The sequence below is a fragment of the Sulfurivermis fontis genome (assembly GCF_004001245.1).
In the GTDB taxonomy this organism is placed as follows: domain Bacteria; phylum Pseudomonadota; class Gammaproteobacteria; order Thiohalomonadales; family Thiohalomonadaceae; genus Sulfurivermis; species Sulfurivermis fontis.
Genome location: NZ_AP018724.1, coordinates 1,775,987 through 1,794,346 on the forward strand (window position 1 = coordinate 1,775,987; position 18,360 = coordinate 1,794,346).

An 18,360-nucleotide genomic window follows, 5' to 3' on the forward strand; every position below is an offset into this window, starting at 1 on the left:
TGCGCTCCGTTAGAATCCAAGACTGGACAACAGATCGTCCACTTCGTCCTGTCCGGCCACCGTACCGCTATCCACCCCGGGTACCGGTGGGCCACTGGCGGCAATGCGATCCTCGTGTTTTACCTCCTGCCGCTCCGCCACCATGCCCTGGCCGGAAATGCGAATCAGGTCCACCAGATTACGCTCGACCTCGTCCACCAGTTGCACCACACGATGGATGATCTGGCCGGTAAGGTCCTGGAAATCCTGTGCCATCAGCACTTCCTGCAAATTGGCGCGCAGGCGCGGCGCATCCTCGCCTACGCTGTCGAGGAACTCGCCCAGACGGCGGCTCAGGTCGCGGAACTCGTCGGCGCTCATCTTGCGCTGGGTAAAGCGCATCCAGTCCTGCTTCAGCGACATTGCCCGCTCCTGCATCGATTCGCAGATGGGCATGGACTCCTCCACGGCGGTCATGGTGCGGTTGGCGGACTGGGCGGTCATACTGACCACGTAATTGAGGCGTTCGCGTGCGTCGGGGAAATCCTGTGCCGCGAGGGAGGCGATACGGGAATCGAGGCGAAAGCTCTGCAAGGCCTCGTGGAACTCACGGGTCAGGCGGCCCAGTTCCTGAAACAGGGTCTTCTCGCGCAGGCTGGTGAGCTCGTCGAGCAGGCGCGCCGCTTCATCGGTATTGCCCGCGTCGATGGTCTGGGCCAGGGTGCGTACCCTGTCGATGTACTCTTCGCTCAGGGGGCCGGTTACAATAGTCATTATTTCGCTCGTCCTCTGCTGCTCAGCCGCCGGGCGGCCAAGGATTTACTGGCTGGCTTCGATACGCTCGAATATCTTTTCCAGTTTTTCCTTGAGTGTCTGCGCCGTGAATGGCTTGACGATGTAGCCGTTCACACCGGCCTTGGCGGCCTCGATGATCTGCTCCTTCTTCTGTTCCGCGGTCACCATCAGTACCGGCAGGTGGGCCAGCTTGGGATCGGCACGCACCGCTTTGAGCAGATCGATGCCCTGCATGCCGGGCATGTTCCAGTCGGTCACCAACAGCTCGAAATTGCCGGATTGCAGCATAGGCAGGGCCGTCGTGCCGTCGTCCGCCTCGGCGGTGTTGGTGAATCCGAGGTCGCGCAGCAGGTTTTTGATGATGCGACGCATCGTGGAGAAGTCGTCCACGATGAGTATCTTTATGTTTTTATCCAAGGCTACCTCCTGACACTACTTCCAGCCGGACGGTCAGAACCCGTCCGCGCATGTGGGATTGCGCTATCTTAACCCGAACATTTCCTTAATTGCGCGCCCCGTCGGCCATGGCGTTGCGCAGGCGTAGCAGGGCCCGGCTGTGGATCTGGCAGACACGGGACTCGCTCACCCCCAGCACGGCGCCGATTTCCTTCAGATTCAGCTCCTCGTCGTAGTACAACGCCATCACCAACCGCTCCCGCTCCGGCAGCTCGTCTATGGCGGCAGCCAGGTGACTTTGTAATTCCGACGCCTGCAAACCGTCCTCGACGCCCGGCCCCTCGTCCGCCAGCCGTTCCAGGATGGACTCGTCATGGCCGGTGGCCATGTCGTCCAGGCTGAGCAGACGATGGCTGCTGGAGTCCAGCAGAATCTGGTGGTACTCCTCGCTGTCGATGCCGAGAGCGGCAATGATCTCCTGCTCGGTGGCCTCGCGCCCCTCACGGTGCTCGATGGCCCGTGTCACCTCACCCAGCTCGCGCGCCTTGCGATGCACCGAACGCGGTGTCCAATCGGTGCGCCGCACCTCGTCCAGCATGGCGCCGCGGATGCGGATACCGGCATAGGTCTCGAAGCTGGCGCCCTGACCGGTGCGGTAATTGCGCGCCGCCTCCAACAGGCCGATCATGCCGGCCTGGATCAGGTCGTCGACCTGGATATGTTCCGGCAGACGTCCCAGCAGGTGATAGGCGATGCGCTTGACCAGCGGGGCATACTGCTCCACCAGGTCGTCGGACCACGTGGTTTCATGTTCGATGGCATAAGCCGCCAGGCCGTTCATGACTGCCTCCTCCGCCTCATGGCCACATTCCCCAGTCGGCGGCCTCGCTGCGCACCAGCCGCTCGACAAAGAATTCCAGGTAACCACCGGCGGCGGTAGGCATAGGCCAGCTGTCGGCCTTCTTGGCCAGTGCGGTAAAGGCCTGCGCCGCCTTGCTGCGCGGATAGGCCTCCACCACCGGACGCTGGCGCTGCACCGCCTTGCGCAGATATTCGTCGTAGGGGACGCTGCCCATGAAGTCGAGCACCACGTCCTCCAGGAAACGGTCGGTCACCTTGACGATCTTGGCGAACAGTTCGCGCCCTTCCTGCGGGCTGTGGGCCATGTTGGTCAGCACGCGGAAGCGGCGCACGTCATGTTCCTTGTTGAGCAGCTTGATCAGGGCGTAGGCGTCGGTGATGGAGGCGGGCTCGTCGCACACCACCACGATCACCTCCTGGGCGGCCTTGCTGAAGCTGACCACGCTGTCGGAGATGCCGGCGGCGGTATCCACCAGCAGCACGTCGACATCGATGGACAGTTCGCTGAAGGCACGGATCATCCCGGCATGTTCCGCCGGGGTCAGCTCCGCCATGCGCTGGATGCCGGAGGAGGCGGGAATGATGCGTACCCCCGCCGGTCCATCCACCAGGATTTCCTCCAGACTGCGCTCGCCGGAGAGGACATGGGACAGGTTGTACTGCGGTTGCAGGCCGAGCATGACGTCGACATTGGCCAGCCCCAGATCGGCGTCGAACACCAGTACTTTACGCCCCAGATGCGCCAGCGCCACGGCCAGGTTGACCGAGATGTTGGTCTTGCCCACGCCGCCCTTGCCGCTGGCCACCGCCAGCACGCGCACCGGCTTCGGCTTGTTCATGCGGCGCAGGCCGGCGGCCTGATCGTTTGCGTTATCTGCCATCGTATTCGCTCGTTAGCTCACCCTGCGGCCGAAGGCCTCGGCCAGAACTTCTTCTCCCGGCACCTCTGCACTGTGAGTCTGCATCAGCGCCACGCTGCCGCTGACCAGTTTGTTGGCACGCGCCTGATGCAGATCCTCCGGCACACGCTGACCGTCGCTGACATAGGCCACCGGCAGCTTCTGCTGTACCACCGCCGACAGCACCTCACCCAGGCTGGCCGCCTCGTCCATCTTGGTGATGACACAGCCGGCCAGCTCCATGTGGCGGAAGGTGCGCACGGTCTCGTCCAGCGCGGCGCGCTGGGCCGTGGCCGACAATACCAGATAGTTCTTCACCCGCGGCGCCCCCTGGCGCAACAGGCTCAGCTGTTCGGTCAGGCGCATGTCACGCTGGCTGACGCCGGCGGTGTCGATCAGCACCAGTTGCTTGTCACGCAGGGTATCGAGCACAGTGCGCAGTTCGGCGGCATCGTTGGCCACGTGCACGGGTACGCCGAGCAGGCGGCCGTAGGTACGCAGTTGTTGGTGGGCGCCGATACGGAAGCTGTCGGTGGTCACCAGGGCAACGCGGTTCGGGCCATGGCGCAGGATGTAGCGGGCGGCCAGTTTGGCTACGGTGGTGGTCTTACCCACGCCGGTGGGGCCTACCAGGGCCACCATGCCGCCACGGCTCAGGATATCGTCTTCGGTGACCTGTATCCGGCGCGCCAACAGGCCGAGGGCATGGCGCCAATGGTGCTCGTGATCCTGCTCATAGGAAACCTTGTCGGCGAGCTGCCGGCACAAAGCCGGCGCCAGCCCCAGTTGCAGCAGCCGTTGCATCAGTTTGGCGCGTGCCGGGTGGCGCAGGGTCTGGTCGCGCCAGGCCATGCCGGTGAGCTGGCTCTCCAGCATGCCGCGCAGGGTCTTGATCTCCTCGCGCATGCCACGCAGGGCCGGGTCCTGACTCCATTCGATCTTACTGGCGGCGGAAAGGGGCGGCGTGACCGGGGCGGGTTCCGGCGCGGATACCTTGCGCGTCAGGGAGGCGGCCACCGCCTCGGCAAACTGTTCATTGTTCCCGCCCCGGCGCGGCGCTACCGTCTCGCCGGCACCGAGACGCGGGGCGGCGGGTTCGGGGGCCGTCTGGGGCCGGGCGGCGCTATGGGGCTCCTCCCCCGCCATCTTCCGCACCAGCGATTCGTCGTAATCCACCGCCGCCACGATCTCGACGCCGCCGTTGACCTTGCGGTTGGAGAGTATGACCGCATCCGGTCCCTGTTCCTCGCGCACCAGACGGATGGCCTGGCGCATATCGGCGGCAAAATAGCGTTTGATTTTCATCCCATCGACCCTCGTACAGGCCGACCGCATGCGGCTAGCCTGCCTGGTTACCCACCGTGGCCACGATCCTCAGCTGCTTGCTATCCGGAACCTCGTTGTAGGCGAGGACGTGCATGCCTGGAATCGTGTGCCTGACAAACCGCGCCAACAGATCGCGCAAGGGGGCGGAAACCAGCAGGACCGCCGGCTGGCCGGCCATTTCCTGCTTCTGGCTGCTCTGGGCCAGGCCGCGGTGGATACGTTCCGCCAGTCCCGGCTCGATGCCCGCGCCCCCATCGTCTGACGCTCGAATACTCTTTAGCAATATCTGTTCCAACTCGGGCGCCAGTGTAATTACCGGCAACTCACTCGCCAACCCATTGATTTTCTGTACAATCATCCTACCAAGGGCGACGCGCACGGCACTCGTCAAAATCCCGGCATCCTGGGTGCGTGGGGCGTGCTCGGCCAGGGTCTCGGCGATGGTGCGCATGTCGCGGATGGGGATCCCCTCGGCCAACAGATTCTGCAATACCTTCACCACCACCGACATGGGCAGCAGCTTGGGCACCAGATCCTCCACCAGCTTGGGGGCACTCTTGCCGAGTTGGGTCAGCAGATGCTGCACCTCCTCGTGACCGAGCAGTTCGTGGGCATGGCTCTGCAACAACTGGCTCAGGTGGGTGGCCACCACGGTGTTGGGGTCGACCACCGTATAGCCCAGTCCCTGTGCCTCCTCGCGGCGGCCCGGTTCGATCCATACCGCCTCCAGGCCGAAGGCCGGGTCGGTGGTCTTGATGCCGGTCAACTGACCATAGACCTGGCCGGGATTGATGGCCATCTCGCGGTCTGGATAGATCTCCGCCTCGCCCACCGTCACGCCGAGCAGGGTGACGCGGTAGGCGGTGGGCGACAGGTCCAGGTTGTCGCGGATGTGCACCGCCGGGATCAGGAAACCCAGCTCCTGTGACAGCTTTTTGCGTACACCCTTGATGCGCGCCATGAGCTGGCCGCCCTGCGTCTTATCCACCAGCGGAATCAGGCGATAACCCACCTCCAGACCGATGGGGTCCACCAGCGGTACATCGTCCCAGGTCAGCTCCTTCAGTTCGGTGCCCGGCTCGGCCGCGGCCGTCACCGCCACCGGTGGCGGGGCGGCGGCCGCCGCCGCCTCTTCCTTCTGCTTGCGGAACAGCCACCAGGCGCCGCCACCGATGGCCGAAGCCAGCAGCAGGAACGGCAGGTTGGGCATGCCGGGGATCAGACCCAGCAGCAGCAGCACACTGGCGGTCACCGCCAGGACGCGCGGATTGGAAAACACCTGCGCCACCACCATCTCACCCATGTCGCGCGAGGCGGAGACGCGGGTGATGATGATACCCGCTGCGGTGGACAGCACCAGCGAGGGGATCTGTGCCACCAGGCCGTCACCGATGGTGAGCAGGGCATATACCTGGGCGGCATCGGTGAAGGCCATATCGTGTTGGGCCACACCGATGACCAGGCCACCGATGATATTGATGATGGTGATCAGGATGCCGGCCACGGCATCGCCGCGCACGAATTTGCTGGCACCGTCCATGGAGCCGTAGAAATCGGCCTCGCGCGCGATCTCCTCACGGCGTTTGCGCGCGGTATCGGCATCGATGAGGCCGGCATTGAGGTCGGCGTCGATGGCCATCTGCTTGCCGGGCATGGCATCCAGGGTGAATCGTGCGCTCACCTCCGAGATACGTCCGGCGCCCTTGGTCACCACGGCAAAGTTGATGATCACCAGGATCACGAACACCACCAGACCGACGGCGTAGTTGCCACCCACCACGAACTCGCCGAAGGATTCGATCACCTGGCCGGCAGCGCCGGTGCCGTTGTGGCCTTCCAACAACACCACGCGGGTGGAAGCGACATTGAGGGCCAGGCGCAGCAGGGTGGCGATGAGCAGCACGGTCGGAAACACCGCGAAGTCCAGCGGGCGCAGGGCGTAGATCGTCACCAGCAGGACGATGAGCGATAAGGCGATGTTGAAGGTGAAGAAGATGTCGAGCATGAACGGCGGCAACGGCAGCACCACCATCGCCAGCAGGATCAGCACGATGATCGGCGCACCGAGGCCCGAGGCCAGCAGCATGCGCGTGGTATGGAGGACTCCGCCAAATTGCGCCATCGTCAGTACCTAGTCAGAAATCTCGTTCATCATTCATCCCGCCGCAAATCGTCCGGGATCGGCAGGTCGGGCATGGTCACCACACCCTCGCGGCTGTACACCGGGCCCTGGCGCAGGTGGTAGACATAGGCCAGCACCATGGCCACCGCACGGTACAGGCCGACCGGAATCGGCTGCTCCAGGTCGGTGCTGTGGTACAGGGCACGCGCCAGCGGCGGCGCCTCCAGTACCGGCACGTCGTTCTCCTGCGCCACATTACGTATCTTCAAGGCGATCAGATCGCTGCCCTTGGCCACCACCACCGGCGCATCGCCACGCGCCTGATCGTAACGCAGCGCCACTGCATAATGGGTCGGGTTGGTGACCACCACATCGGCCTTGGGCACCTCGGCCATCATGCGCCGCTGCGCTATCTCCATCTGCATGCGGCGGATGCGTCCCTTCACCTCCGGGCTGCCCTCCGTCTGCTTGAACTCGTCACGCACTTCCTGCTTGGTCATGCGCAGTTGGCGCTGGTGATCCCACAACTGGAACGGCACGTCGATGAAGGCAACGATCAGCAGCGTCGCACTCAACAGCAGGAATGCCCAGGACAGCAGGCTGCCGGCATGGGCCAGGCCTTGCGACAACGACTCACGCCCCAGGCCGAGAAACTGTTCGCCCATCACCCGCAGCAGCAGCAGCGCCGCCAGCGCCACCAGCAGGAACTTGGCCATACCCTTCAACATCTCCACCAGGCCGCGCCAGGCAAACACACGCCCCATGCCCTTGATGGGATCGAGTTTCTCCCAGTTGAAAGTGATGGCGGTAAACGCCCACCCCCCCAGTACCGCCGAGGCGGCAATGGCCACCACCAGCATCAACACGAAAAACGGCATGAAGGTCCACAGGGCCTCGAACACCGCGTCGAGAAACAGCGCCGGCATGGCCGCCGTGTCGAACACCTGCTCGCGCGTCAGGGTGAGGCCGCGCTGCATCTGCATGGCGAGATCACGGGTCAACGAATCCCCCATGCCAATCATCGCACCTGCCGCCGCCAACAGCGCGGCCACGGTCGCCAGTTCGCGCGAACGCGGTACCTGTCCCTTTTCGCGCGCCTCCTGCTGGCGTTTGGGTGTTGCCTGTTCTGTACGTTCCTGGCCGTCGCTCTCCGCCATGGGCTACTCCCGGGATAGCAAACGTACAATCAGCGCGAAACCGTCGTTGACCAGGGTTTCGAACTGCGGGACCACGACGGGCAGGGTAAACAGGATCACCACAAAGCCCATCATCAACGCCACCGGAAAACCGATGGCAAAAATATTCAACTGCGGCGCGGCGCGCGCCATCACGCCGAAGGCGATGTTCACCACCAGCAGCGAGGCCACCGCCGGCAGCGCCAGCCACAGCGCGCCGGCGAACATTTGCGTGCCCCAGCCCACCAGCGTCCACAGGCCGTTGCGGGTCAGGCCGTCCGCTGCCACCGGCAGGGCAGTGAAGCTCTCCGCCACCATTTCAATCATCACCAGATGGCCGTTGAAACCGAGGAACAGCAGCGTCACCAACAACAGATAAAGTTGCGACAGCACCGGCACCTGCATGCCGTTCTGCGGGTCCACCATCGAGGCGAAACCGAGCCCCATCTGCATGGCGATGATCTGGCCGCCGGTGGTCACCGCATTGAACACCAGCTGCATGGCAAAACCCATGGCCACACCGATGAGAATCTGCTGCAGAATGATCAGCACCGAGGCCAGACTGATGGGATCGACCGCCGGCCCCGGTGGCAGTACCGGTGCCACGATGGAGGTAACGGCCAGCGCCAGCATCAGCCGCACCCGCACCGGGATCAGGATCGAACCGAAGATGGGCATTGCGACGATCATTGCAGCGATGCGGAACAGCGGCCACAGATAGCTGCCGAGCCATGCTGCGATTTCGGCGCCGGTCAGGTGCATGGGCTAGCCCAGCAGCGACGGAATGCTGTCGACCAGCCGCTGTGTGTAGTCGATGAGCAGCTGCAGCATCCATGGCCCGGCGATCATCAACACTGCCAGGGTGATGAGTATCTTGGGGATGAAGCTGAGGGTCATTTCATTGATCTGGGTCGCCGCCTGGAACATCGCCACCAGCAGACCGACCAGCAACGCCGGCACCAGCAGCACCAGGATCAGGACCGTCATCACCTCCAGCGCCTGCTGAAAAACCGTCAGTACCGTCTCGGGCGTCATGACAGCTCACCGCTAGACATAGAAACTGGCCGCCAGCGTCCCCACCACCATCGCCCAGCCATCCACCAGCACAAACAGCATCAGTTTGAACGGCAGGGAGATGATCATCGGCGACAGCATCATCATACCCATCGACATCAGCACACTGGCCACCACCAGGTCGATGATCAGGAAGGGTATGAACAACAGGAAACCGATCTGGAATGCAGTCTTCAACTCGCTGGTGACGAAGGCCGGCACCAGCACCGACAGCGGCACGGCATCGGCCGAGGCATAGCCCTCGCTGCCGGCCAAACGGCCGAACAGCTGGATGTCGCTCTCGCGCGTTTGTGCCAGCATGAACCCGCGCAGCGGCACGCTGGCCTTCTGCAGTCCTTCCTGGAAACTGATCTTGTTGTCCATATAGGGTTGGAAGGCCTCGGTGTGGATGCGATCGAATACCGGCGCCATGATGAAGAAGGTGAGAAACAGCGCCAGTCCGATGAGCACCTGACCGGAAGGCGCCTGCATGAGGCCCACCGCCTGGCGCAGGATCGCCAGCACGATGATGATGCGGGTAAAGGCGGTCATCATCATCACGGCTGCCGGCAGGAAGGTCAGCGCCGTCATGAGCAGCAAAACCTGGATACTCAGACTGTAGGTCTCGCTGCCGTTGGGATTGGTGGTGACGGTTACCGCCTCCAAGCCGGTCTGGGCAAAAGCGCTCCACGGCAGAAGAGCCAACAACACAAACAGCGCAACACGCATCCGGCTCATGAACGGCCACTCTTCTTCAGCGCCGCAGTCAGACGCTCGGCAAAACTCTCGCCACCGCTTGGCACAGCAGTCACATTGATCGGTTCATCCAACACATGCAGGGTCTGCACCCGTCCCGGCGCCACACCGAGCAGCAGCTGCTTGTTACCGACCTGGATCAGCACCACGCGCTCACGCTGCCCCACCGGGACACCACCCAGCACGCGTACCACCCCGCCGCCGACCTGGCTCAGCCCCCCATACGCCGCATCAGCCAGGCCATGCCGGCGATGAGCAGCAACACCAGAACCAGGGCCAACAACACCTGCAGCAGGCTCGCCGCCCCTACCGGCTCCACCGGCGCGGGGGTCGGGCGGCCAATCTCCGCCGCCATGGCCGGCAGGCTCCCTGCGGCAACCGACAGCCACACCCATATCAGGCGGCAGCTTTTCATTTCAGCTTCTTCACCCGCTCCATCGGACTGATCACGTCAGTCAGACGAATGCCGTATTTTTCGTTGACCACCACCACCTCGCCATGGGCGATCAGGGTGCCGTTGACCATCACGTCGAGCGGCTCGCCGGCCAGGCGATCCAATTCCACCACCGACCCTTGATTGAGTTGCAGCAGGTTACGAATGCTGATCTTGGTGCGGCCGATCTCCAGCGAGATGGTCACCGGCACATCGAGGATCACATCCAGGTTCACCTCCTCGGACGGCGGCGGCCGGTGCTCGTCCTGCAGATCCTTGAGCGGTGCCTTCCTGACGTCGGGCTTGGCGGCAGACTGTTCCTCCGTCGCACCGGCCTCGGCCATCGCCGCCGCCCACTCATCCATCACGTCGCTGTCTTTGTCGGTCGTGTCACTCATGATTTGCTCCGTCCACTCTCAGTGCGGCCCTTGCCAGGCCGTTCCACTTGCTTGACGATCTTGATCGCCAGATTGTCGTTGGCGACCCCCAGTGTGCCGCGGAACACGGGTACCCCCTCGGCACACAATGTCACCAGTTCCGGCATCTCGATGGGAATGATGTCGCCCGGCTTCATATGCATGATGTCGCGCAGGGTCAGCTCCACCTCGGTGAGGGTGCTTTCCAACTCCACCTCGGCGGTGCGGATTTCCTCCCGCAGCGCCACCATCCAGCGTTCATCGGTATCGGTACGGTCGCTTTGCACGCCGGCATCGAGCATTTCGCGGATCGGCTCCAGCATGGAGTACGGCATGGTGACGTGCAGATCGCCCCCGCCGCCCTCCAGCTCGATATGAAACTTGGACGCCACCACCACCTCGGTAGGGCTGACGATATTGGCGAACTGTGGATTGACCTCGGAATTCATGTACTCGAAATCCACGTCCATCACCGGCGCCCAAGCCTCGCGCAGATCCTTGAAAGCCAGATTGAGCAGCATCTGGATGACACGCTGTTCGGTGGGGGTGAATTCGCGGCCCTCGATCTTGGCGTGGTAACGGCCGTCGCCACCGAAGAAGTTGTCCACCACGATGAACACCAGCTTGGGGTCGAGCACCAGCAGCGCCGTACCGCGCAGAGGCCGGATCTTGATCATGTTCAGGCTGGTGGGAACGTAGAGGGTGTGCACGTACTCGGCGAACTTCATCATTTCCACACCACCGACGGATATCTCCGCCGAACGCCGCAGCATATTGAACAGACTGATGCGGAAGTGGCGCGAAAAGCGCTCGTTGATCATCTCCAGGGTCGGCATGCGCCCGCGGACGATGCGCTCCTCGCTGGCGAAGTCGTAGGTGCGGACCTCGCCCTCGGCAAGGCCCTCGTCGGTTTCGGTCTCGATATCGCCGCCCGACACCCCGTGCAGAAGGGCGTCGATTTCGTCTTGCGACAGCAGGTCGTTGATGGCCATGGGCGTTTACTGCATCACGAACTCGGTATAGTAAACGGCCTCGACCTTACGTTCCTTCTCGTAGGTGTCGAGTACGTTCTGCACTTTCGCCAGAATCGCTCCGCGCAACTGCTCCTTCCCCTCCGGCGTGCTGACCACTTCATACTTTTGGCTGCCGAGCAACAACAGAATGTCGTTGCGTATGGCCGGCATATGGGTCTCCATCGCCTTCAGCGCCTCCGGGTCGTAGCTCATCACCTGCAGGTTCACCTGCAGGAAACGCACCGGCGCCCCGGGGCCGAAGTTGACCACCAGTTTGTCCAGCGCCAGATAATGGGCCTGTTTCACCTCGGCCGCCTTGCTGTCAGCCCCCGCGCCTTTATCCTTGCCCTCGCCGCCCTTCATCAGGAAGAAAGCGGCGCCCAGGCCGCCCAAAGCCAGCACCAGCACGCCGATGACGATGTACAGAATCAGTTGCTTCTTGCCCCCCGGCTTCTGCTGTACGTCGAGATCCAGCTCATCCTTATTTGCGTCTTTGTTGGCCATAACCTAGTCCCCTAAGCGTTTAGCGGCTTCAAGCAAGCTATATGCCAGCGCCCCACAGAGGTAATTATCATATTTATTTCAACAAGTTACAAAAAACCAACATCCTCTCCCGGCCCCTCTGGCAGGGGCGTGTCGGAAAATTGGCGCGGCTCAGCGGAACAGTTTCTCGCGGTAATACCGCAATTCGGCGATGGACTCGCGGATGTCGTCCAGGGCCAGGTGGACACCGTTCTTCTTCAGCCCGGCGGCCACCTCGGGGTACCAGCGCCGCGACAGCTCCTTGATGGTGCTCACATCCATATTGCGATAATGGAAAAAGGCCTCCAGCTCCGGCATCCAGTGCGCCAGGAAGCGGCGGTCCTGGCAGATGCTGTTGCCACACATGGGCGATTTACCGGCCGGAACGTATTGCTGCAGGAATTCGATGGTTGCCCGCGCCGCCGCCGCCTCGTCGAGGCGGCTGCCACGCACCCGTTCCACCAACCCGGAGGCGGTGTGGGTACGGATATTCCATTCGTCCATGGCATCCAGTACCGCGGCCGGCTGATGTACCGCCAGTACCGGCCCTTCGGCGAGGACGTTGAGCTGGCTGTCGGTGACGATGGTGGCGATCTCGATGATGCGGTCGGACAGGGGCTCCAGACCGGTCATTTCCAGATCGATCCAGATAAGGTTGTCGGGGTTGGCAGCCATGGGCGCGACGGGCTCCGTGTGGTGGTCGGGTTGCGGGCTATTCTATCAGAAGCCAACCTGTCGCCCGCCTGGTCAGCGCTCGGGTGAAGCTGGATCTGAACAACGCCAGCACGCTCACCCCCGAACCGCGCTGCTCGGCCTTCCACGACGCGCACCCGCCGGCGCCGGTGCGCATTACCCACCTGACGAGGTAAGCCCCATGACCACCCCTCTCGCACAACAGCATTGCCAACCCATCAGCCGCGGCACAGCGGCACTCGATGCCGCCACCATCGCCACCCTACTGCCGCAGATACCGCAATGGATGGTGGCGGCTGACAGCACCAGCCTGAGCCGGGAGTTCCGTTTCCGCGACTTCTATGCCACCGTGGCCTTCGTCAATGCCGTGGCCTGGATCGCCCACCAGCAGGATCACCACCCGGATCTGCAGGTGGGCTACAATCGCTGCCGCATCACCTGGCGCACGCACGCCGTGGGCGGGTTGTCACTCAACGACTTCATCTGCGCCGCCCGTACCGATAACCTGGAAGCCGCTGCATGACACCACATACCGACGTTCGCCGATGAGCAAACGCAAACTGACGCGCCAGCAAGCCTGGCGTATCGAAAAGATCCAGGAGGAGCGACGCCGGCGCGCCCAGCGCAAGGCCGTCGCCATGGAGTCATATGATGCAGAACATCTGGGGCCGGAGCAGGAAGGACTGGTCATCGCCAATTACGGCGCCAGCGTCGATGTCGAGGCCATGACGGGCGGCCTGCATCGCTGCCGCCTGCGCCAGAATCTGGAGTTGCTGGTGCCAGGTGACCGGGTCATCTGGCAGGCCATCGGCGGCGATGAGGCCGGCGTGGTAGTGGCGCTGCTGCCGCGCCGTACCGTGCTCGCCCGCCCCGACGCCCTCGGTGCGCTGCGGCCGCTGGCGGCCAATATCGATCAGATTCTGGTGGTCGCCGCGCCGCGTCCCGCCTACAGCACCGACCTCATCGACCAATACCTGGTAGCTGCAGAGTGCACCGGCATCACCCCGCTCATCGTGTTCAACAAGGTCGATCTCATTGCCAGTGACGCCGAGCGGGAGCGCATCGAGCAGGACCTGCAACGCTATCGGCAGATCGGCTACCGCGTGCTTCGCGCCAGCACCGTCGCCCAGCACGGCCTCGACGCGGTAACAGCCGCCCTGCGCGACAAGAGCAGCGTGTTCGTCGGCCAGTCCGGCGTCGGCAAGTCATCCCTGGTGCACGCCCTGCTGCCGCAGGAGGAGATCAAGGTCGGTGCCCTGGCTGAACGCAGCGGCCTCGGCCGCCACACCACCAGCGCCGCGCGCTACTACCGCCTGCCCGGCGGCGGCGCCATCATCGACTCACCGGGGGTGCGTGAATTTTCCCTCTGGCACATGGCGGCGACGGAACTGGCACAGGGGTTCATCGAGTTCCGTCCCCATCTGGGCCATTGCCGCTTCCGCGATTGCAGCCACCGCCACGAACCGGGCTGCGCCCTGCGACAGGCGGTCGCCGACGGCACTGTCAGTGCCGAACGGCTGGCGAGTTTTCATCGCATGGTGGAGGCCGAAGCCGGGGGAAGAGGCTGATAGGCGAGTCTGGCTATCGGATCGGGGCGGGACCGAGGACGCCCTCGATGGCGTTTTCCATACTGTTGCCACGCGGGGCCGGACGCGGCATGATGGCGGGGGTAATGGCCGGCTCGGGGGCGGCCACGGGTGGCGCAACGGGCGCCGGGGGAACGACCGTCGGCAACGGCGGCGTCGCGGATGACCGGGGCGCCACCACCGGAGCCTCATCGGTAAGCCCGATGGCGCGCTCGGTGGCCTTGTTGAGCACCACGATGCTGATGCGGCGGTTCACCGGGTTGAAACGATTTTCCTTGTCGAACATCACCGAATCCGCCAACCCCACCACGCGGCCGAATTTTCGCTCCGGCATGCCGGCGGCCAGCATCTCGCGCCGGGCGGCATTGGCGCGATCGGCGGACAGCTCCCAGTTGCTATAGTCGGTAATCTCACGGCTGTACGGGGTGGCGTCGGTATGGCCGGTGAGGCTGATGTGGTTGGGCACCTCGTTGATGGTGCGGGTCAACTCGCGCAGGATCGCGCGGGTGTAGGGCTTCAGCCGGGTACTGCCCAAGTCGAACATGGGACGGTTTTCCCGGTCCACGATCTGGATACGCAACCCCTCGCTGGTGATGTCCAGCAACAGCTGATCCTTGAAGTCCTTCAGGGTCGGCGTGGACTCGATCTGTTCCTTCAGCTTCTGCATCAGCTCGTCCAGACGGGCCTTGTCCTCGATGATCTCGGCGATCTCCTCCGGCGTGGGCTTGGCCGTCTCCCCCGAGGCATCACGCATCGGCTCCTTCTCGCCGCGCGGCACCTCCAGCGAACCGCCCAGCTTGATCATCGAGGTAGAGGCGCCGCCCGGCCCCTGGATAGCGCTCGGGTTCTGGAAGTAGTCGGCGATAGCGGCGCGCTCTTCCTGGGTGGTGGAACCGAGCAACCACATCAGGAGGAAGAAAGCCATCATCGCCGTCACGAAATCGGCATAGGCCACCTTCCAGGCGCCGCCATGGTGACCATGACCGCCCTTCTTGATCTTCTTGACGACGATCGGCTGTTTTTTGTCTTCCAACGCCATGGGCCACCGGCTGGCTTATTTCTTCTTGACGTGCGCTTCCAACTCGGCAAAACCGGGACGCACGGTGGAAGGCAGCGCCTTGCGGCCGAACTCGACGGCAATCTGCGGGGTATAGCCGTTCAGGGTAGCCATGATGCACACCTTGATACAGCCGAGAAACTTGCCCTCTTCCTCGGCACGGTGCTTGAGCGCCGTGGCCAGCGGGCCGACGAAACCGTAGGCGAGCAGGATACCGAGGAAGGTACCGACCAGGGCGGCAGCGATCTTCGCACCCAGCACCTCGGGGGGCTCGCCCACCGAGGCCATGGTGATGACCACACCCATGACCGCTGCCACGATACCGAAGCCGGGCAGGCCGTCGGACACGGTGGTGACGGACTCACCGGGCAACATCGCCTCGTGATGATGTATCTCCAGCTCGAGGTCCATCAGATTTTCCAACTCGAAGGGGTTCATGCTGCCGCCGACCATCAGGCGCATGTAGTCGGTGATGAAATCGAGGGCGTGATGATCGGCCAGAATCTTGGGGTACTTCTTGAATATCTCGCTCTGCTGCGGTTCCTCGATATCGTTTTCCAGCGCCATCAGGCCTTCCTTGCGCGCCTTGGCGAACAGGTCATACATCAGAGCCAGCAGGTCCATATAGGACTTCTTGCTGTACTTGGCGCCGCCGAACAGCTTGGGCAGTCCCGAGAGAACCCCCTTGATCACATGCGGCGGATTGGCCACTACGAAGGCGCCCAGCGCACCGCCGGCAATGATGATGATTTCGGAGGGGTGCCAGAGGGCCAGCAACTGGCCGCCGGACATCAGAAAGCCGCCAAACACGCAGAGGATTACGATCAGAATGCCGACGATCAGCTTCATCCGTTGTCCGTCCTTAAACTGAACTCATTCATGACTGGCTTCGGGGGTTATCGGCAGAGGCGCCTGGTCCTTTATCCAGCATGGAAGTAAACCAGGGACGTCCGCATCCCCTCATGGGATACGCGAAAGTCGGCAGTTTACCAGCACCGTACACCGAAAACACCCCGCGATGCGGCTATAATCCGCTGCCTGCCGCATGCCGATGCCTTGCTCCCCCCGGAGGCACAGGGCACACTGCGTCATGGAACGTGATTAGGGAAGCTTCATGCACAACACACTGAACGCCTGGGCGGACAAGCTCCAGCATGCCGTCCTGCCGGCCCTGCCGCAGACGGTGGCGGAACTGAGCCGTCTCAGCGCCGACGACAATGTGAACATGTGGAGTCTGGCGCGGGTGGTGGAGAAGGATCCGGGCCTGTGCATCGCCCTGCTGCGCCGCGTCAATACCGGTGGACAGAAGCGGCTGCGCACCGAAGTGACCACGGTGGAACACGCCATGATGATGCTGGGCCTGACCCAGCTGCGTACCCTGCCCAAGGCGGTCCCCCTGATCCAGCGTGCCGGCGATGCCTTGGGGCGGGAGCGTGCTCTGCGCCTGATGGCGCAGAGCTACCATGCCGCCTGGCAGGCCCGCGAACTGGCCCGGCTGCGCAAAGACCTGGAACCGGATGAAGTCTTCCTGCCCGCGCTGCTGCACCACCTGGGCGAAATCCTGCTATGGCTGTACGCCCCGGCCAAGATGAGCCAGATCGAGGAACTGGCCGCGCAGCAACAGATGGAACCCGAAGAGGCCCAGTACGTGGTGCTTGGTTTCGGCCTCGACCACCTCACCCTGATGCTGGCACGACGCTGGGGCCTGCCCACCCTGCTGCAGGACAGCCTCAAGTCGGAAAATGCGCAGCAGCCGCGCGTCTACGGCGTGATGCTGGCGGTGCAGCTGGCACGCGCCGCCGAGCAGGGCTGGTACCGCGCCGCCACCACCGCCGTTCTGGAGCAGCTGGCCGACTACCTGGGCCATGATTTCGGCCGCACCGCCGCCGAATGCCACCGCTACGCCGTGGAAGCGGCGCGCCAGGCCGACTGCTATCCCACGGCCCCCGCCGCCGTCCGGCTGCTTTACCCGAGCCAGCCCGAGGCCGCTCCCGGCTGGAAACCCGAGCCTGCCCCCACGGCCGAATCGGCAACCGGTGCGGCACCGCAACCTCCCACCGAGGCTACGGCAGAAGGCAGCGCCGCCTTCTGTCTGGCACCACAACTGCACATCCTGCGCCGCTCGCTGCAAGAGTTGCAGACCGGCATGAAGGCCGGCAACCTGACGCTGCAAAAGATCCTGTCGCTCACCATGGATGGCATGCACGACGGCATGGGCCTCAATCGCGTGGTCTTCGCCCTGCTCACCCAGGAGCGTCACCAGTTGCGCGCGCGCGCCATTGCCGGTGCTGACAATGACCCGAACTTCAACCGCTTTCTCATCGAGCTGAACGGTGCCCACCTGTTCACCCGCCTGCTGGAGAAACCGCAGGCGCTGTGGATCAACGACACCAACCGGGTGAAGTTCTGGCCCATCGTGCCCAAACCGTTCCAGCGCATCATCCGCTGCAACAGCTTCTTCGCGCTGTCGGTCTTCGTGAAGGAACGGCCGGTCGGCCTGTTCTATGCCGACCGCCACACCGGCGACTGCGCCCTGGACGGGCACGCCTATCACCGCTTCAAGCAGTTGGGGCTGCTGGCGGCCCAGGCGATAGGCATGGCTTCAGGGGAAAAAGAGTAATCCCGGATCCCGTGGCGACTGTTGGCTGAAGACAGCCGCTACACTTCGCGCCGCCCATGAAAGGCATGCGACAGCGTGCCGCCATCCACGGACTCCAGCTCGCCGCCCAGCGGCACACCGTGGGCAATGCGTGTGGCACGGATGCCGCGGCTGTGCACCATCGCGCCGATGTAGTGCGCAGTGGCTTCACCTTCCACGGTGGGATTGGTGGCCAGGATCACCTCCTGCACCTCACCGGCGTCGAGCCGCGCTGCCAGGCGATCCAGCCCGATATCCTCCGGGCCGATGCCGTCCAAAGGCGACAGGTGACCGAGCAGCACGAAGTACAGGCCCTGATAGCCGGTGGACTGCTCCAGTGCCTGCACATCGGTGGGGGACTCCACGATGCACAGCAGGGAACGATCGCGGCGCGGGCTGCTGCACACCGGACAGACCTCGGCCTCGGTCAGCGTGCGGCAATCGCGGCAATGGCCCACCTTCTCCACCGCCTCGATCAGGGTCTCCGCCAACCGGCGCGCCCCATCGCGGTTCCGCTCCAGCAGATAATAGGCCATACGCTGCGCCGATTTGGGTCCGACGCCGGGCAGGCAGCGCAGCGCCTCGATGAGACGGCCGATGAGGGGACTATGCGACACGAAGGGATTCCAGGCTCTTGCTT

General features: G+C 63.6%; 22 protein-coding genes. 3 read left to right on the plus strand and 19 right to left on the minus strand.

Going from position 1 to position 18,360, the window contains the following annotated elements; all coding sequences use genetic code 11:
- Window positions 1-9: 9 nt before the first annotated feature.
- The 16 genes from EP379_RS09075 to orn all read right to left on the minus strand — a co-directional run bounded on the left by EP379_RS09075 (window position 10) and on the right by orn (window position 12,421).
- Window positions 10-753 carry a protein phosphatase CheZ gene (locus EP379_RS09075; RefSeq protein WP_127477499.1) on the minus strand — a complete coding sequence of 248 codons (744 nt, stop codon included), beginning with the start codon at window positions 751-753 and terminating at the stop codon, window positions 10-12.
- 45 nt (window positions 754-798) lie between these two features.
- Window positions 799-1,191: a chemotaxis response regulator CheY gene (gene cheY, locus EP379_RS09080; protein WP_127477500.1), complete on the minus strand. Its 393-nt coding sequence runs from the start codon at window positions 1,189-1,191 to the stop codon at window positions 799-801.
- A gap of 85 nt (window positions 1,192-1,276) precedes the next feature.
- Window positions 1,277-2,011 (minus strand): RNA polymerase sigma factor FliA, encoded by a 735-nt coding sequence (locus tag EP379_RS09085; protein ID WP_127477501.1) that lies wholly within the window; start codon window positions 2,009-2,011, stop codon window positions 1,277-1,279.
- Between the two features lie 16 nt (window positions 2,012-2,027).
- Entirely contained in the window at window positions 2,028-2,912 is an 885-nt protein-coding gene (locus EP379_RS09090) for a MinD/ParA family protein (RefSeq protein ID WP_127477502.1), read from the minus strand.
- 12 nt (window positions 2,913-2,924) lie between these two features.
- A complete protein-coding gene (flhF, locus tag EP379_RS09095; RefSeq protein WP_127477503.1) occupies window positions 2,925-4,235 on the minus strand; it encodes a flagellar biosynthesis GTPase FlhF in 1,311 nt (436 codons plus the stop codon).
- Window positions 4,236-4,269: 34 nt separating this feature from the next.
- Window positions 4,270-6,378: a flagellar biosynthesis protein FlhA gene (gene flhA, locus EP379_RS09100; RefSeq protein ID WP_127477504.1), complete on the minus strand. Its 2,109-nt coding sequence runs from the start codon at window positions 6,376-6,378 to the stop codon at window positions 4,270-4,272.
- Between the two features lie 29 nt (window positions 6,379-6,407).
- On the minus strand, window positions 6,408-7,535 hold the full coding sequence (flhB, locus tag EP379_RS09105) for a flagellar biosynthesis protein FlhB (RefSeq protein ID WP_127477505.1): 1,128 nt from the start codon (window positions 7,533-7,535) through the stop codon (window positions 6,408-6,410).
- Between the two features lie 3 nt (window positions 7,536-7,538).
- Window positions 7,539-8,315, minus strand: coding sequence for a flagellar biosynthetic protein FliR (gene fliR, locus EP379_RS09110; protein ID WP_127477506.1), 777 nt, complete (start codon window positions 8,313-8,315; stop codon window positions 7,539-7,541).
- A 3-nt stretch (window positions 8,316-8,318) separates the two neighbouring features.
- Window positions 8,319-8,588: a flagellar biosynthesis protein FliQ gene (fliQ, locus tag EP379_RS09115; protein WP_127477507.1), complete on the minus strand. Its 270-nt coding sequence runs from the start codon at window positions 8,586-8,588 to the stop codon at window positions 8,319-8,321.
- Between the two features lie 12 nt (window positions 8,589-8,600).
- Window positions 8,601-9,344: a flagellar type III secretion system pore protein FliP gene (fliP, locus tag EP379_RS09120; RefSeq protein WP_338055787.1), complete on the minus strand. Its 744-nt coding sequence runs from the start codon at window positions 9,342-9,344 to the stop codon at window positions 8,601-8,603.
- On the minus strand, window positions 9,341-9,547 hold the full coding sequence (locus EP379_RS16370; protein WP_172600428.1) for a FliO/MopB family protein: 207 nt from the start codon (window positions 9,545-9,547) through the stop codon (window positions 9,341-9,343). Before EP379_RS16370 ends, fliP begins: the two co-directional genes overlap by 4 nt.
- Window positions 9,548-9,573: 26 nt before the next feature.
- The gene (locus tag EP379_RS16375; protein ID WP_172600429.1) at window positions 9,574-9,777 is read right to left on the minus strand and encodes a hypothetical protein; all 204 of its coding nucleotides are present in this window, start codon (window positions 9,775-9,777) and stop codon (window positions 9,574-9,576) included.
- On the minus strand, window positions 9,774-10,193 hold the full coding sequence (gene fliN / locus EP379_RS09130; protein ID WP_127477509.1) for a flagellar motor switch protein FliN: 420 nt from the start codon (window positions 10,191-10,193) through the stop codon (window positions 9,774-9,776). Before fliN ends, EP379_RS16375 begins: the two co-directional genes overlap by 4 nt.
- Entirely contained in the window at window positions 10,190-11,203 is a 1,014-nt protein-coding gene (fliM, locus tag EP379_RS09135; RefSeq protein ID WP_127477510.1) for a flagellar motor switch protein FliM, read from the minus strand. The genes fliN and fliM overlap by 4 nt, the downstream gene beginning before the upstream one ends.
- A 6-nt stretch (window positions 11,204-11,209) precedes the next feature.
- Window positions 11,210-11,728, minus strand: coding sequence for a flagellar basal body-associated FliL family protein (locus tag EP379_RS09140; RefSeq protein ID WP_127477511.1), 519 nt, complete (start codon window positions 11,726-11,728; stop codon window positions 11,210-11,212).
- A 150-nt stretch (window positions 11,729-11,878) separates the two neighbouring features.
- Window positions 11,879-12,421, minus strand: coding sequence for an oligoribonuclease (orn, locus tag EP379_RS09145; protein WP_127477512.1), 543 nt, complete (start codon window positions 12,419-12,421; stop codon window positions 11,879-11,881).
- 199 nt (window positions 12,422-12,620) lie between these two features.
- Here orn and EP379_RS09155 point away from each other — a divergent pair, with 199 nt between their 5' ends.
- Window positions 12,621-12,962, plus strand: a complete 342-nt coding sequence (locus tag EP379_RS09155; RefSeq protein WP_127477513.1) for a 4a-hydroxytetrahydrobiopterin dehydratase — start codon at window positions 12,621-12,623, stop codon at window positions 12,960-12,962.
- A 22-nt stretch (window positions 12,963-12,984) separates the two neighbouring features.
- Window positions 12,985-14,007 carry a small ribosomal subunit biogenesis GTPase RsgA gene (gene rsgA / locus EP379_RS09160; RefSeq protein ID WP_127477514.1) on the plus strand — a complete coding sequence of 341 codons (1,023 nt, stop codon included), beginning with the start codon at window positions 12,985-12,987 and terminating at the stop codon, window positions 14,005-14,007.
- 13 nt (window positions 14,008-14,020) lie between these two features.
- Here rsgA and motB read toward each other — a convergent pair whose 3' ends face one another.
- Together motB and motA are read right to left on the minus strand one after the other, a co-directional pair.
- On the minus strand, window positions 14,021-15,064 hold the full coding sequence (motB, locus tag EP379_RS09165) for a flagellar motor protein MotB (RefSeq protein ID WP_127477515.1): 1,044 nt from the start codon (window positions 15,062-15,064) through the stop codon (window positions 14,021-14,023).
- 15 nt (window positions 15,065-15,079) lie between these two features.
- Entirely contained in the window at window positions 15,080-15,931 is an 852-nt protein-coding gene (gene motA / locus EP379_RS09170) for a flagellar motor stator protein MotA (protein WP_127477516.1), read from the minus strand.
- 265 nt (window positions 15,932-16,196) lie between these two features.
- Here motA and EP379_RS09175 point away from each other — a divergent pair, with 265 nt between their 5' ends.
- Window positions 16,197-17,702 carry an HDOD domain-containing protein gene (locus tag EP379_RS09175; protein ID WP_127477517.1) on the plus strand — a complete coding sequence of 502 codons (1,506 nt, stop codon included), beginning with the start codon at window positions 16,197-16,199 and terminating at the stop codon, window positions 17,700-17,702.
- A 38-nt stretch (window positions 17,703-17,740) separates the two neighbouring features.
- On the opposite strand, the gene recR is transcribed toward EP379_RS09175, so the two are convergent.
- Window positions 17,741-18,337, minus strand: coding sequence for a recombination mediator RecR (gene recR / locus EP379_RS09180; RefSeq protein ID WP_127477518.1), 597 nt, complete (start codon window positions 18,335-18,337; stop codon window positions 17,741-17,743).
- Window positions 18,338-18,360: the final 23 nt, after the last annotated feature.